The sequence below is a fragment of the Paenibacillus tyrphae genome, from assembly GCF_000722545.1.
Lineage (GTDB): Bacteria > Bacillota > Bacilli > Paenibacillales > NBRC-103111 > Paenibacillus_G > Paenibacillus_G tyrfis.
On sequence record NZ_JNVM01000004.1, the window covers coordinates 283312 to 298911 of the forward strand.

The 15600-nt window shown below is 58.7% G+C and carries 12 protein-coding genes; 11 read left to right on the forward strand and 1 reads right to left on the reverse strand.

The genetic code is table 11. The annotated features are described in order from the left end of the window. Nucleotides 1-60 precede the first annotated feature (60 nt). From ET33_RS04685 to ET33_RS04695, 3 genes are all read left to right on the forward strand, one after another. Nucleotides 61-1239, forward strand: a complete 1179-nt coding sequence (locus ET33_RS04685; protein WP_036677143.1) for an exonuclease SbcCD subunit D — start codon at nt 61-63, stop codon at nt 1237-1239. 338 nt (nt 1240-1577) lie between these two features. Next, nucleotides 1578-5021: an AAA family ATPase gene (locus tag ET33_RS04690; protein ID WP_036677146.1), complete on the forward strand. Its 3444-nt coding sequence runs from the start codon at nt 1578-1580 to the stop codon at nt 5019-5021. A gap of 73 nt (nt 5022-5094) precedes the next feature. After that, nucleotides 5095-7266: a stalk domain-containing protein gene (locus ET33_RS04695; RefSeq protein WP_036677149.1), complete on the forward strand. Its 2172-nt coding sequence runs from the start codon at nt 5095-5097 to the stop codon at nt 7264-7266. A gap of 102 nt (nt 7267-7368) precedes the next feature. Here the strand turns inward: ET33_RS04695 and ET33_RS04700 are convergent, their stop codons facing one another. Further along, nucleotides 7369-9279 (reverse strand): FAD-dependent oxidoreductase, encoded by a 1911-nt coding sequence (locus ET33_RS04700; protein ID WP_235206641.1) that lies wholly within the window; start codon nt 9277-9279, stop codon nt 7369-7371. A 345-nt stretch (nt 9280-9624) separates the two neighbouring features. On the opposite strand from ET33_RS04700, the gene ET33_RS04705 reads away from it, so the two are divergent. From ET33_RS04705 to yqfD, 8 genes are all read left to right on the forward strand, one after another. Then, nucleotides 9625-9969, forward strand: coding sequence for a histidine triad nucleotide-binding protein (locus ET33_RS04705; protein ID WP_036677155.1), 345 nt, complete (start codon nt 9625-9627; stop codon nt 9967-9969). 129 nt (nt 9970-10098) lie between these two features. Continuing rightward, the gene (gene rpsU, locus ET33_RS04710; protein ID WP_010491812.1) at nt 10099-10272 is read left to right on the forward strand and encodes a 30S ribosomal protein S21; all 174 of its coding nucleotides are present in this window, start codon (nt 10099-10101) and stop codon (nt 10270-10272) included. 12 nt (nt 10273-10284) lie between these two features. Beyond that, nucleotides 10285-10728: a GatB/YqeY domain-containing protein gene (locus ET33_RS04715; RefSeq protein WP_010491814.1), complete on the forward strand. Its 444-nt coding sequence runs from the start codon at nt 10285-10287 to the stop codon at nt 10726-10728. Nucleotides 10729-10858: 130 nt separating this feature from the next. Further along, a complete protein-coding gene (locus ET33_RS04720; RefSeq protein WP_081890202.1) occupies nt 10859-12256 on the forward strand; it encodes an NfeD family protein in 1398 nt (465 codons plus the stop codon). Nucleotides 12257-12311: 55 nt separating this feature from the next. After that, nucleotides 12312-13304 (forward strand): flotillin-like protein FloA, encoded by a 993-nt coding sequence (floA, locus tag ET33_RS04725; RefSeq protein ID WP_036677161.1) that lies wholly within the window; start codon nt 12312-12314, stop codon nt 13302-13304. Between the two features lie 34 nt (nt 13305-13338). Then, on the forward strand, nt 13339-13842 hold the full coding sequence (locus ET33_RS04730; protein WP_036677166.1) for a hypothetical protein: 504 nt from the start codon (nt 13339-13341) through the stop codon (nt 13840-13842). 144 nt (nt 13843-13986) lie between these two features. Next, entirely contained in the window at nt 13987-14265 is a 279-nt protein-coding gene (gene yqfC / locus ET33_RS04735) for a sporulation protein YqfC (protein ID WP_036677169.1), read from the forward strand. Between the two features lie 21 nt (nt 14266-14286). Continuing rightward, nucleotides 14287-15468 (forward strand): sporulation protein YqfD, encoded by a 1182-nt coding sequence (yqfD, locus tag ET33_RS04740; protein WP_036677172.1) that lies wholly within the window; start codon nt 14287-14289, stop codon nt 15466-15468. Nucleotides 15469-15600: the final 132 nt, after the last annotated feature.

Below are 15600 nucleotides of genomic sequence, written 5' to 3' on the forward strand. Positions count from 1 at the left end.
CTGGGATGAGCGGGCGTCGCCCATCTCATTGCGACGTTATTAGGGAAGGGAGGAAAAGTCATGCGGATATTGCATACGGCAGATTGGCATTTCGGCCGGACGCTGGAAGGAAGAAGCCGGCTCGCCGAGCAGGAAGCGTTCGTCGACGAGTTGGCCCTTCTTGTGAAGGACCAGCAGATTGATCTGGTGCTGCTGGCAGGAGACGTTTACGATTCGGTGAATCCTCCGGCTGCAGCCGAGCAGTTGTTTTACGATGCGCTGGCGCGTCTGTCGGATCAAGGACAGCGGCCGGTGTACGTCATTGCGGGCAACCACGATCACCCCGATCGGCTGGCCGCCGCCGACCCGTTGGCGCATAAACTTGGCGTCACGCTGGTCGGTCTGCCGGAAGCGCGGGTGCATACGGTGGACATTCGGCGCACGGGTGAAACGGCAGTGTTGTTCGCGCTGCCGTATCCGTCGGAATCGCGGCTGCGCGAGCTGCTCTCGGAGGGGGCCGACGAGACGCTGCTGCGAGCCGTATATTCCGAGCGGGTGCGGCATATCGTCGCGGAGCAGGCAAAACATTACCGCGCGGATACGGTCAATTTGCTCATGAGCCATCTCTATGTGCTCGGCGGGCAGGAAACGGAATCGGAGCGGCCGATTCAAGTCGGAGGCGCTTATACGGTCGACACGTCGGCGCTGGAAGCCGGGGCGCAGTACGTTGCTCTCGGCCATTTGCACCGGCCGCAATTTTTGAAGTCGGAGAAGACGACGATCCGCTACAGCGGCTCGCCGCTCGCCTACAGCTTCTCAGAGGCCGGGCAGGCCAAATCGGTTACGGTGCTCGATCTGAAGCCGGGCGCAGCCCCCCAACTGGAGGAAATCTTTCTGTCAAGCGGACGTCCGCTTGTGGAATGGAAAGCCAAGGGCGGGCTGGGAGAGGTGCATCGCTGGTTGGAGGAAGGCAAGGATGCCAACGCTTGGATCGATTTGGAGGTTCACTTGCAGGAGACGATGTCGATGGAACAGCTGCACCGGCTGCGGCTGGCCCGGGACGGGTTTATTCATATCCGGCCGGTGTACCCGGACCTGGAGGTGTCGCTGCAGGAAGCGGTCTCGGCGACGAAGCTGCCGATGGACGAGCTGTTTCGCCGCTTTTACGAGCGGCAGACCGGAGGGGCGCAGCCCGAGCCGGAGCTGATCCGGCTGTTTTTGGAGCTGTTACATACGGAGGAAGACGATCCGGCGGTGTAGCCGGATCAGAGTGTTGAGAGAGAGGTTTTTGACTGAAATAGAGATACATACAGAGGTGGGGTATCTACTGGAGGAGCGATAGCGTTCGCCTTTGTCTGCGGGAAATGCCTGCTACTGAGCGGCTTCAAATCAAAATTTCCTGCAGACCCGGGATCCCCGCAAAGTAATCGGATTAAGCTTCCTCGATTCAACTTCACTTTGTGGGGTGGAGCAGCGACCGGAAGTGGATACCTCACCCCTTCGTACACCTCTATTCTTTGAATTGACCACTTTCTCAGCAAGCTCATCTGGCGGTGTAGCCGGATATTAATAAGGTAGATTGGAAAGGGGGCTCGCTCATGCGGCCGATTCATTTGCAAATCGCGGGGCTGCAAAGCTACCGGGAAGCGCAGGACATCGATTTCAGCGCGTTGACCGGCGCTGGCGTCTTCGGCATCTTCGGGCCGACGGGCAGCGGCAAGTCGACGCTGCTCGATGCGATGACGCTGGCTTTGTTCGGGAAGGTGGAGCGGGCGCCGGGCGGCACGCAGGCGATTATGAACCAGGCGGAGCAGACGTTGTCCGTCTCGTTTACCTTCGAGCTGGGGCATGCGCTCGGCGTCAAGCGCTACCGCGTAGACCGCCAGTTCAAGCGGGGCGGCGACGTCTCGGTGCTGGGCAGCCTGTGTCGGCTGATTCAATACCGGGACGACGAAGCGATCGTACTGGCCGACAAGGCGGGTGAGGTCAATCAGCAGATTCAGGATATTTTGGGCTTGTCGATGGCCGATTTTACCCGGGCGGTCGTGCTGCCACAAGGGAAGTTCGCGGAGTTTCTGACGCTGACGGGCAAAGACCGACGCGCGATGCTTCAGCGCTTGTTCCATCTTGAGCCGTACGGCGACCGGCTAAGTGCGAAAACCGCCGCCCGTTTCAAGGAAACGGATGTGGCGATCCGGGCGCTCCAGGCGGAGCAGCAGGGCCTCGGCGACGCCTCGCAAGCGGCGCTGGCGCTGGCCGAGCAGCGGCTCGGCGAAGCGCGCGAAGCCGCCCGCGGGCTGCGCGAGCGGCTCGCCGCCTGCGAGCGCCGCGCCGCGGAGCTGCGCGCCGTGCGCGAGCTGCAGCGCGAGCGCGCCTCGCTGGCCGAGCGCCAGGCGGCGCTGGCCGCGCAGGCGCCGCGCGTGGCGCAGCTCGCGGCGCGCCTCGCCCGCGCGGCGCAGGCCGAGCGGCTGCGCCCGCTCGTGCGCCGGCGCAGCGCCGCGGAGGCGCAGCTCGCGCAGCAGCGCGGCGCTGCCCGCGCCGCCGCCGAGGCGCTCGGCGCCGCGCAGAGCGCGCTCGCCGCAGCGCAGGCGGCGCACGCTGCCGCGCGCGAGGCGCTGGCCGCGCAGGAGGCGCCGCTGGCTGCGCGGCTCGAGCAGCTGCGCCAGGCTGCGCAGCTCGCGGCCGAGCTTGCTGCGGCGCGCGAGCGGCTGGCCGCGCTGGCCGCCGAAGGCGGGCGCCGCGAGGCGCAGCTGGCGGCGCTGCGCGCGGAGCAGGCGCGCGAGCGCGAGCTGCGCGAGAAGGCGCTGCAGCGGCAGGCGCAGCTGCGCGACGAGCTGAAGCGGGCGGAGGTCCCCGCCGCGCACCGCGAGCGCCTGCAGGAGGCGCTGCAGGAGAAGCGCGAGCTAGAACGGCTCGCGAAGCTGGAGGCGGAGCAGCAGGCGGAATCGAACCGCCTGCAGGCGGAGCTGCAGCGGCTGAGCCAGGCGGGGGCGTCGCTGCAAGCGGCGCAGCGGGAATGGGAGCGGCTGGCGACAGAATGGACGCAGGAGCTGCTCGCAGCTTATCGAGCTTCGCGGGAGGCGGAAAGCCGGCTGACAGGGCTGGAGAGCCGCATCGCGGAGGAAATCGCAAACCGCCGTAAAGCTCAGCAGCAAGCGGAGCTTTCGGCGATGGCCGAGGCGTTAGCGGCGCACCTACATCACGGTGAAGCTTGCCCGGTTTGCGGCTCCGTGGCGCATCCGAATCCGGCGCAGCCGCAGGCCGGGAAAGCCATGGCCGGAACTCCGGCCGCGCCGCAAGACGAAGCGGCGATGCTGGAGCGGCAGCAGAACGAAGCCCGCGAAAGCCGGTTTGCAGTCCAAGGCCATTTGCAGTCGCTGCAAGCGCTGGAAAGACAATGGCGGCAGGCGGTGGAGGAAGAGCCCCAAGGGCTGCCCGCTGCGCTAGGCGAAGCGGCTGTCACAGCCGTTTCCGCAACGGAATCTTCCGCTCCCGGCATCGCCGGCGAACGGATCGCAGAGACGCTGCGCCAAGCGGCGGAGTCGGCTGCTGGGGTCAGCCGTCGGATTCAGCAACTGCAAGCAAAGCTTCAAGAGCTGCTGCAAAGCAAGCGCCAGCTGGACAAGCAACGGCATGACGGCGAAGCGCGCAAGCAAACGGCGCAAACGCTGTTCGACGCCCATGCGGCCAAAGCGGGCGAGACCCGCGAAGCGCTGAACGCCGTCCGCACCAGCTGGCAAGCCAAATTTCCGGAGCTCCAACCGGAGGAACTTGAAGAGCTTGCGGAGCGGCTGAAGCGTCAGGACCAACTGGCCGAGGAACTGCGCGGCCGTTTGGACAAAAGCGTGGAGTTTTTGGATGAGAAGCGGAGCCGGATGGAGCAGCTCCAGCAAGAGCTGAGCGAGGCGGAGAAAGAGTTCGTGCGGTTGACGGCGGAACGGCAAGCGCTTGAGCAGCAGACCGGACAGCAGGCGGAGCGGCTGCGGGCTTGGGTAGGAGACGAAGACGCTTCCGCATTGGCTGCCAAGGCGCAAGCCGAGCTGCACAAGCTGCGTACCGAAGCGCAGCGGGCCACCCAGCTCCTCGAAGAAGCGCAGGCCCGCCAGCAGGCCGAATCGAAGGCGGAAGCCGCGGCGCGGCAAGCGGCCGAATCGGCGCGGCTCGCCTACGAGGAAGCGGAAGCGGAATGGACGCAGCAAGCGTCCGCAGAAGGCTTCGCAACAGCAGACGAAGTGACGCAAGCGCTGGTCGAACCGGAGCAGCAGCAGGCATGGGCTGCCGCAGTCGAAGCCCACGGCAAGCAGGAGCACCAACTTGCCTCGCGGCAGATGGAGCTTGACGCCGAGCTGGCGGGACGGCAGGTCACCGAAGAAGAGTGGACGGCGCTGGAGGAAGAGCTGGCCCGATGCAAGGCCGAGGACGAATCGGCGCTGCAGGCGACGGCCAAGGCGGAGCGCGACCACGAGGAGCTGCAGGCGAAGCATGCCCGGTGGAGCGAGCTGGAGGCGGAGCGGGAGAAAAGCCAGCAGGAGCTGTCCATGCTCGGCAAATTGCAAAGCGTGCTGCGCGGCAATGCCTTCGTCGAATTTTTGGCGGAGGAGCAGCTCATGCATGTCAGCCGTGCAGCATCGGAACGGCTCGGTCAGCTGACGCGGCAAAAATATGCGATCGAGGTCGATTCCGGCGGCGGCTTCGTTATCCGCGACAACGCGAATGGCGGCGTGCGCCGGCCGGTGACTACCTTGTCCGGCGGCGAAACGTTCCTGACCTCGCTGTCGCTGTCGCTCGCCCTTTCGACGCAAATTCAGCTGAAAGGGGAGCATCCTCTCGAATTTTTCTTCCTGGACGAGGGGTTCGGTACGCTGGATCAAGAGCTGCTCGATACGGTCATCACCGCGCTGGAAAAGCTGCATTTAGACAAGCTGACCGTCGGCGTCATCAGCCACGTGCCGGAGCTGAGAGCGCGGCTGCCGCGCAGGCTGGTCGTTCACCCCGCCGAGCCGAACGGACGAGGCAGCAGGGTAACGCTGGAAACGATGTAGCATACTTCTACGCGGACGGTCATAGCTAATGATATAATAAATAGAACAAGCCGCAGCGCAAGGGGGAACAGGAATGACCATCACCAATCGCAAGCCGGATTATCCGAAGGGGCGCGGCATGAACCGCCGAAGCGCGCGCCTATTGCTTGCCGCCGTTGTGGGCGCGGGCTTGCTCCTCGGACAAGGCTTGCCGGTTCAGGCCGACGCCATCTGGGACCGCTGGAAGGCGGCGGATGCCGCTGTGGCCAAAGGAGATGCGGCGACGGCCGTGCCGCACTGGAAATTTCTTACGGAGCATTATGCGGCGGCCGGAGATTGGGAGAATGCCGCGCTGTTTAGCGGCAAGCTCAACCAGTATTTCGACGGCATTAAGGATTACGAGCAGGCGATACGCTACTACGAGCAGGAGAACGACTATTGGCTGAAGGCGGGAAAAGATTGGGGAGCGGTCGATTTGCAGCGGGCGGAGCAGATCCGCACGACCATCGACGCGTATATCGGGACGCAAGATGCCGAAACGCTGCGGCGGCAAGCGGCCCCGAAAAACGGCAAGCTGGCGAAGTTCGAGCCGGAATACGGCATGTACATCGGCATGTACACCGAACGGGACCCGGGGATGCAGAACTATTTTGACCGCTCGGAGAGCTTGTACGGCAAAAAGCATGCGCTGTATCTTGCCTATTCGCAAGTCGGCAAGCCGTTTCCGAAGCAGCATGCGGCCCGGGCCAAGCAGGTTGGCGCTGCACTGCAGGTCGGCTGGGAACCGGCAAATGGCTTGGACGCCGTAACGGACGATGTTGTCCGTCAATGGGCAAAGGAGGCGAAAGCCGCCGGCATTCCGATATTTTTACGCTACGCCAGCGAAATGAACGGCGACTGGGTCGTCTGGCACGGCGATCCGCAAAAGTATATCGATAAATTCAAAATGGTTCACGACATCATGGCCGAGGAAGCGCCGAACGTCGCCATGGTATGGAGCCCCGGCGACGTGCCGATGTATTCGATGGACGCTTATTATCCCGGCGACGTTTACGTCGACTGGGTCGGCGTGAGCATGTATACGGAGCCGTATGAGAACGGCGATCCGCAGCAGGGCAATATGCAGGCGACAAGTCCCGTCGAACGGCTCGATCATTTGTACAAAACGTACGCCGATCGCAAGCCGCTGATGATCAGCGAAACGGCCGTCTCTCATTACGCCAACCTGCCGCAGGAATCGTTTACCGACTACGGGCTGCTTAACCTGCAGCGCCTGTACGAAGTGATGCCCTTCAAATACCCGCGGCTCAAGTCGATTACGTATTTCAACGTCAATCTCGATATGAAGGAATCGAAGAACAATTACCTGCTTCGCGACAATGAGGCGATGCTGAAGCTGTATAAGCAGCTTATCTCTTCTCCGTATTACTTGTCCAAGGTGGAGCAAGGGGCGAAGCCTTCCGATCACGCAGGGTTTGTGCCGATGGGGAAGGACAACGCTGTCGCACGGGCGGGCAAGCTTATTCCGTTCGTCAAAATTCCGGATATCTACATCGGCAAACTTGAATATTATTTGAACGGAACCTTGCTTGCGACGCAGACGGCTCCGCCATTCGGGATCGACCTGGTGGCCGGCGCGATTCCGGAGGGTTCGGTTATTGAACTCGCAGTCTATAATCGCGCTGGACAGAAGAGCGGCTCCCGTTCATTTCCGATCACCTCCAGAATTTCCGTCGATGTGGATGGAAAAGACGTACGGTTCGAGCAGCCTCCGGTTCTGATCGAGGGCAGCACGCTGACGCCGCTGCGCACGATTTTCGAAGCGATGGGGGCGAAGGTGGAGTGGAACGAGGCGACCCGGACGGCCACAGGGCAAAAAGGCTCGACGACCGTCTCCGTGACGATCGGCAGCGGCGCCGCGAGCATAAACAGCGAAGCTTTCCCGCTCGAAGCTCCCGCCCAGTTGGTCAACGGCCATACGATGGTTCCGGCCCGTTTTATCGGCGAAGCGTTCGGCGGCAAGGTCGAGTGGGACGGGGAGACGCAAACGGTGCGAATCGGCACCGGATCGGGGGTAGAGCGCGGAACAGCATTGCGGGAGCTTCCGGTGTCACTTACCGCGGTGAAGTCCTCGTCCACCGTCACGACTCTCTCAGCGGAGCGTAAGTCGCCGTCCGACCCCAAACCAGGGCCGCTTCAGGCGGTCGGCGCATGGTTTGGTTGGGTGGGGCAGCAGTTAGCCAAGCTTTGGAACGATCTGATGTAAGATATACATTCGATCATTAATAAAAAAAGCTCGAACGGCAGGTTCCGCTTTTCACGGAACCGAGACCATTCGAGCTTTTTATTTGCACGCCTATAATCGGAATTATGCTCGTTGAAGCTGCGGGGTTTCCTCCAGAATCGCTTTGGCCGCCAGCCGCGCGCTGGAGAAGGCGCGTTCCGCCAGCTCGCCTTTGCCTTGACAGCCGTCGCCGCAGAAGTAGAACGGCACGTTCTCGATCCGGTTCGGCAGCAGCCGGTTGCTTGCGATATTTTTGACGCTCGACACCATCGCTTTTTTCGAAACGCGCTTCACTTCCGTCGCTTCGCGCCAGCCCGGATAGTGCTGATCGAACAACGCTTCCATCTGTTCGGTCTTTTTATCCAGATACGCTTTGCGCTCGTCCTCGCCCTCGAAGCTGTCGTTCAGGTACGCGATGCCCTGCAGCAGCTGCCCGCCTTCCGGAACGAGCGTATGGTCGGTCGCCGAGACGTCGCTGATGAACAGCTTGTTGTCCATGTCGCTGATGTAGCTGAACGGGCGGGCCACAACGCGGTTCATGCCGATGTCGTATACCATGACCTCCGTCGCCGTGTTGTCCTCGTAAGGGGCCATGAACGGCTCCCACGGCGTATCCTTGAGCAGCTTACAGACCTGCTGTACCGGCATGGCGAAAATAACGCGGTCGAATTCGAGCTCGCGGGTTTTCGTCTGCAGCCAAAACTTGCGGTCCGCGTAACGGATGCCGTCTACGCCTTCGCGCAGCGCAATTTCCCAGCGGGAGGTCAGGTCGATTTTTTGCTTGAGCTGGTTCGTAATGACGGCCCAACTGCCGAGCACGTAGTTGACCGGGCGGCCCGACAAAAAGAGGTTGTGATAATACTCGCTGATCACCGCGCCAGACACCTTCCGCGCCTCTTCCGGCGTGATGAAGAAGTTCGAACAGACAAGATGCTCCCACAGTTCCTTGACGTCTTCGTCCGCGTCCGACTGTGCCAAGTAATCACCCAGCGTATCGTAATTGCGCACGTTGTGAATGTTGGCGATGATCGCCGTAATTTCCCCGACGAAGCGCACCTTTTGGATCGGATTCAGCAGCTCCGTCCGCATCAGGTTGACGAAGTCGAGCGGAGCCGGCGTCAGCTGTTCGTTTTTGTAATACATGACCCGCCGTTTGTCCACCTGCTTCGAGCTGAACGAGAGTCCCAGCTCGCGCTCCAGATCGCCGATGGTGTGGCGATCGATGCCGTAAATCGCGTGCGCGCCGTAATTCAGCGTAAAGCCCGCTTTTTCATAAGTAAACGCCCGTCCGCCCAGTTGTGGACTGCGCTCGAATAGGACGCCCTCGATTCCTTGATGCTCCGATAAATAAGCGGCTGCGGTTAACCCCGCAAGCCCTCCTCCGATGATAGCAACCTTCATGTTGTGTTCTCCTTTCCGTTCTGCTTCCAGTAGAATCGGTTCCGCTTCCTTGTTATGGCGAAGCCCTGTCCAAACCCAAGCGAGCTGCTCCCGCATCCGCTCGGTCAAATTAGTCTCTTCCTCAATCGCGCACCACAGCATGACCGTGCCGAAATAAGCGGTGGTCAGCATTTTGGCTTTACCCGGCTCGGGCAGCCAGCGCAGCAAGCTTTCGTACAGCGTTCGTTTCAGCTCTTCCATGGCCGCCTTCAGGCCTTCGTTTTGCATCGAAAGGGCGATCCAGCTGCGGATCAGCCGTCTGTAGGCGCCCAGTGCTTCGGCCAAATCCAGCATCAGCCGGTTGACGTGGCTTTCGAGCGACCGCACCTGCGAAGGCGTGCGGCTGCACCAGGCTTGAATAAGCTCCGTTTGTTTTCTCGGAATTTCCTGCAAAATTTCGTCTTTGCCTTCAAAATAATGGTAGAACGTTCCTTTGGACGTCTGAGTCGCGGCGATGATATCGTCCACCGACACATGCTCGTACCCGCGTTCCACAAACAGCTTCAGGGCGACATCCATCAGGTAGTCGCGTTTTTTCCGCGTCGACGCTCTCATGAACCGGTCCACCCCTAAACCCCCTTTGGTTAGCACCGTTTGCCAAGCATTGAATGGCTCCGTTTAGTATTATAGATAATATTAGACCGATAGTCTATAAATGAATCCCTGTTTTCGGGCATAAATCGATGCTTATTTTCGTTAATATAGATCACATTTTGAGAACGATCAGGTCACAATGGACGGAGGCGCGCAAAAAAACAATGTTTTATTATGAAAACAAGCCGAATGATGCCAAAAATCGTGTTTTTGTCTTTTTGCCGCGACGAGTTTTCTTTTTGCCAAGTTTTCGGGTATAGTGGAAGGAGACAAGCCTGAACCTGATCTTTGGAAGGAGGGGAGAACGTGGACTGCATTTTTTGTAAAATCGTCGAAGGGTCGATCCCTTCGAAAAAAGTGTTCGAGAACGAGCATGTCGTTGCCTTTCACGACATTCATCCGGCCGCTCCCGTACATATTTTAATCATTCCAAAAAAACATATCGCGTCGATGAACGATGTCGGAGCGGACGACTGGCATCTGCTTGGAGAAATGCACAGCGCGGCGCAGCAAATCGCCAAAGAACAGGGCGTTGCCGAATCCGGCTACCGTCTGATCAACAACTGCGGCAAGCACAGCGGGCAAGAGGTATTCCATATTCATTATCACCTGCTTGGCGGTGAAAAACTGGGGCCGCTCAACGCCCGCTAAACCCGGTGCGACTCATTTTTGAAGTTTTGTTCCGGATAGGTTGACACCCAGTTTCCTTATCACCTATAATGAGGTTTGATGAATGTCTTTTTTCGTCTTGGACGGTCTGTTCGGAGGGAGGGAAAACTGGTGTCAGAAACTCGAGTTCGCAAGAACGAAACTATAGATGCTGCACTTCGTCGCTTTAAGCGTTCCATCGCCAAAGATGGCGTTTTGGCGGAGGTCAAAAAACGCAAGCATTATGAGAAGCCAAGCGTGAAACGCAAGAAGAAGTCAGAGGCTGCTCGCAAGAGAAAGTTCTAGGAGGCTTAATCGATGAGCTTAAGCGACAGACTAAACGACGACATGAAGCTTGCGATGAAGAGTCAAGACAAGTTTAAACTCTCCGTAATCCGTATGGTTCGTGCAGCTATCAAGAATCTTGAGATAGATCAGCGTAAAACCTTAGATGAACAAGAAGTACTTGACGTCTTGAATCGCGAGATCAAACAGCGCAAAGATTCCCTCCAAGAATTTGAAAAGGCCGGTCGTGACGATTTGGCGGAAAACCTGAAGGCCGAGGTCGCCATACTGATGGAGTACATGCCGCAGCAATTCACCGATGAAGAAGTAAAAGCCATTGTACAGCAGACCATCCAAGAAGTGGGAGCTTCTTCCAAAGCGGACATGGGCAAAGTCATGGGCGCATTAATGCCAAAGGTCAAAGGACGAGCAGACGGCAAAGTCGTCAATCAGTTCGTCCAACAGTTATTGTCTTAACAACAGCGGGAAACACTCCTACTTATTGGAGTGTTTTTCTTTTTTGTTTGTAGTTTTGTGAATCAAACTTGCCATTGTCGCGTAGTACCTCTTGGAAGCATTGCAAAACGCGCGAAAAGGAGGTCATCTTGTGCATTCACTCGGGAATAAGCGCTCGGCGCTGCTTTTTCGGCTTCCGCTTGTCTTTTTCCTTGCAGCGGCGCTTCTGCTGTCCGCTCTAACCGGATTTCTGCCTGCGGAACCCGCGAGCGCCGAAACGTCGTCCTCGCCGCCGAAAGCTGCCCCGGTCGTTGTGATTCCGGTGCATCAAACAGTGGAGAACGGGCTGCAGACCTTTTTGCAGCGGGCGCTGCAGGAAGCGCAATCGATGGGTGCCTATTACATCGTGCTGGACGTCGATACGCTTGGAGGCCGCGTCGATTCGGCGCAGGAAATCGGTCAACTGATCAAAAACAGCCCGGTTCCGACGATTGCTTACGTGCACGGCAAAGCCATCTCGGCAGGCAGCTACATTGCGCTGAATGCCGGCAAAATCGCCATGGAGCCGGGAAGCTCGCTCGGCGCGGCTGCCGTTGTGGACGGGGCCGGGAATGAAATCGAAAGCGTCAAAGTCGTATCGTATTGGTCCGGCCAAATGAAGGCCGCCGCGGAGCTGCGCGGACGGAAGACGCAAATCGCCGAAGCGATGGTCGACAAAAACGTCGGCGTGTCCATGCCGGAGATCGGCCGAACGCTGCCTAAAGGCGACATCCTGACGCTAACCGCGGAGGAAGCCCTTAAGGTAGGCTATGCGGAGAAAGTGGCCGCCAGCCTGCAGGAGGTCGTACAGTTCATCGGCGGGGAAGAGCATCCGCTCGTCATGCTGAAGCCGAGTCTGGCGGAATCGTTCGCCCGGTATGTGACCCAGCCTTGGGTATCGACGTTGCTGCTTATTATCGGAATCGCCGGCATCGCGATCGAGCTGTTCGTCCCGGGCTTCGGGCTGCCCGGAATCATCGGCGTGCTCGGCTTCGGGCTGTACTTTTTCGGACACTATATCGCCGGATTTGCGGGATTCGAAGAGATCGCTCTGTTTATCGCCGGCATTCTGCTGCTGTTGATCGAGGTGTTCGTATCCAGCTTCGGGATTCTGGGCTTTCTCGGCGCTGCCTGCTTGATCAGCGGCGTCGTGCTTGCCGCCTACAACACGAAAGCGGCCGCGATGAACCTGGGTATTGCTTTCGTCGTTGCGGTCGTCGTCGTCGCCGTTGTCGTGAACATTTTTAAGCATCGCGGCGTCTGGAACCGGTTTGTATTGCGGGAAAAGCTCACCGAAGAAAAAGGCTACGTGTCGTCGTCGTCCCGCAGCGATCTGCTCGGCCGGACAGGCAAGGCGGTTACGCCGCTTAGGCCGGCCGGGACTGCGCTGTTCGGCGACGAGCGCGTCGATGTCGTCACGGTGGGGGATTTTGTCGCATCCGGCCGAATGGTGACGGTTACGCATGTCGAAGGTGTCCGGGTCGTCGTAAAGGAAGTCAAGGAACCGTAAACTGAACGCCTTGCCATTACGTCGATGGACTTATAACAAAGGAGGAATTTGTACAATGGATACATCCCTTATTTCAATTTTCTTGTTGGCGGCCGTTGTGATCATCGCCCTATCCGTATTTTTTACGTTTGTCCCAGTCATGCTGTGGATTTCCGCACTGGCGTCCGGGGTACGGATCGGTATCATTACGCTCGTGGCAATGCGGCTGCGCCGGGTTATCCCGAGCCGGATCGTCAATCCGATGATCAAGGCGACCAAGGCCGGACTGGATCTAACCATTAACCAACTGGAGAGCCACTTCTTGGCCGGCGGTAACGTCGACCGCGTAGTTAATGCGTTGATCGCGGCGCACCGCGCCAACATTCACTTGGAATTCGAGCGTGCCGCGGCGATCGATCTGGCTGGCCGCGACGTGCTTCAGGCCGTACAGATGAGCGTCAACCCGCGAGTGATCGAGACGCCGGTTGTCTCCGCTGTGGCCAAAGACGGGATCGAAGTGAAAGTTATCGCACGGGTGACGGTACGCACCAACCTCGACCGGTTGGTCGGGGGTGCAGGGGAAGAAACGATCATCGCCCGTGTCGGCGAAGGGATCGTCACCACGGTAGGTTCCAGCAGGTCGCACAAAGACGTGCTTGAAAACCCAGATATGATTTCCCGGACGGTACTGGGCAAAGGGCTAGATGCTGGTACGGCGTTTGAGATTTTGTCCATCGATATTGCGGATGTGGACGTAGGCAAAAACATCGGGGCGCACCTGCAAACGGAGCAAGCGGAAGCCGACAAGCGGATTGCGCAGGCGAAGGCAGAGGAACGCCGTGCGATGGCCGTCGCCCAAGAGCAGGAGATGAAGGCGAAGGTCGTGGAGATGAAAGCGAAGGTCGTGGAAGCCGAATCCGAAGTGCCGCTCGCGATGGCGGAAGCGCTGCGCGAAGGTAAACTCGGCGTCATGGACTACATGAACCTCAAGAATATTGACGCAGACACGCAAATGCGCTCCAGCCTTGGCAAAATGAACGACCCGGGCAAAAACGACGACAATGCCTAATAGCCTCCAGCCGGGCGGAAAGGCGGGATAACCGATGCGCACCATCTTGGATCTGATTATGAGCAACTGGTTTGTCGTGGTTATTTTGTATATCGTGCTAAGCAGTATCGTGAGAAAATTAAAGACAGGCGGCAAGGGTGGAAGAGGCGTACCGCAGCCGCAGAGACGAGAGCCGAAAAGCAGCATGCCGCCCTTCGGCGGCGACGTCTCCGGCTGGCCCGGCTCGGCGAAGCCGATGCCCAAGGCCCAGCCGGTCCAAGCGCGGCCGGCCGAATCGGGCGGCGTCCGTCCTCAGTCGGCCGTAATGGACCGCCGCCGGTCGAAGCCTGCGCCTCTGCCCGAGGCTAACGCTGCGGCTGCGCCGGCGCCTGAGCAGTCATCTGCGGCCGCCACAGCGCCTTCTTTCGCCGAGCCGCAGGGCTCGGGCGAAAACGCAGCCGCTGCCTTCGGCGGCCTGACGCCGCAGGATGCGGCGCGCGGCGTGATGTGGGCCGAGATTCTCGGCCCTCCGCGAGCCAAACGCCCCTTCCGGCGTTAAGAGTTCATACGAAGCGTCTTCCTTTCGATCCCGGTTTCCGGGATTCGCGGGAAGGCGCTTTTTGTTTTGCCGCATATTTTCCAATTCCCGGCATAAGGTGTAAATAGCCGTGTTATGCTTTTTGGACTGCGGAGGAGGTTGACTATGCGAAAGCTGACCCGCCGATTCAATCAATTTACCGCGAAATTACTCGACCTGCCGCAGGATGTCGTGATGGACTTGCCCCGCATGACCATGATCGGGAACCGGCAGCTTTATATCGAAAATCACCGCGGCGTATTGCATTTTTCCAACGAGGTGCTCAAGCTGGCGCTTACGACGGGGCGGGTGGAGGTGCACGGCTCGGAGCTTGTCATCCGCGCCATTTTGACGGAAGAAGTGTTCATCGAAGGCATGATCCGAGATATCAAATATATTCCGTAGCCCGGAAAGGAGAAGTCGATCGTGAAATCTTCGTATATCCACCGCCTGCGCGGCTTTGTTCGGATTGAAGTGAAAGGCGGGCAGATCGAGAAGCTGCTGAACCGCATGACAGAGCGGAAGATGGCCGTCTGGGACATCCGGTATAGGGCGGAAAATAAAGCCGAGCTGTCGATCACGATCCGCGACTTTTTCCGGCTTCGCCCGCTACTGAAGGAGACAGGCTCCCGTACCCGGATTCGCCAGAAAGAGGGGCTTCCTTTTTGGATAGACAAGCTGGAGAAACGCAAATTTTTTGCCCTGGGCGTGCTTGCTTTCGTTATTGGAATTTATTTGCTGTCCTCGCTCGTGTGGCATGTTCGCGTGGAAGGCAACGAGAAACTGAGTAAAGAGCAGATTCTGCTAGCCGCGAAGCAGCAAGGCATTTACAAGCTGCAGTGGAAATTCCGCTTGAAAGACCCGGCTGAGCTATCAAGGGCGCTGCAGCAGGAGCTGCCGGGCACCGCTTGGGTCGGTGTGGAGGTAAGCGGCACGCATGTGATTATTAAGGTCGTCGAATCGACCGTGCCCGATAAACCGCCGCTGCTTAGCCCAAGGCATCTGGTTGCTTCCAAAAGCGCGCTGGTCACCGAAATCTTCGCCGAAAAAGGAAGGCCGCTGGTTAAGCCGAATACGTATGTGCGCAAAGGAGACATCTTGATATCCGGCATCATCGGCGTAGAGACGAACCAGCAGAACGTTGTCGCCGCGGGGAAGGTTAAGGGAATTGTGTGGTACAAGCCGACCATCGAAGTGCCGCTTACGCTCCAGTACAAAACCTATACCGGCGAAACGAAAAACCGCTCGTACCTCGTCCTGGGCAGCCGCGGCCTTCAGCTAAGCGGCTACGGAAAAATTCCGTTCGAGCAGTATGAATCTGTTCCCGAACGGAAAACGCTCAGCTGGCGGGGCTACACGCTCCCGATCGGCTGGCTCAGCGAAAAGCTGCTGGAGGTGCAAGTCGTCGAACAGACGGTTGACCCGAAGGAAGCTTCGGAGCTCGGCATCGAGCAGGCTAAAACGCAAATTTTGTCGGCGGCGGGCAGCGAATCGCGTGTCGTTTCGGAAAAAATTTTGCATGAAAAGGCGGAGAATGGTAAAGTTTATATGGAAGTACTTTTGGAAGTGGAAGAACCGATCGCAATCGAACAACCGATCGTCCAATAAATACTACTGACGGAGCGGTTTTGAAGGGGTTCTGTTTTTTATTCCAGTCTAGCAAAGCGTAGGCGGAGAGAAGCATTACTGCCGGAAAGTTTACGTGCCGCCTTTGAATTCGGATTCTACCCGATTATCCAT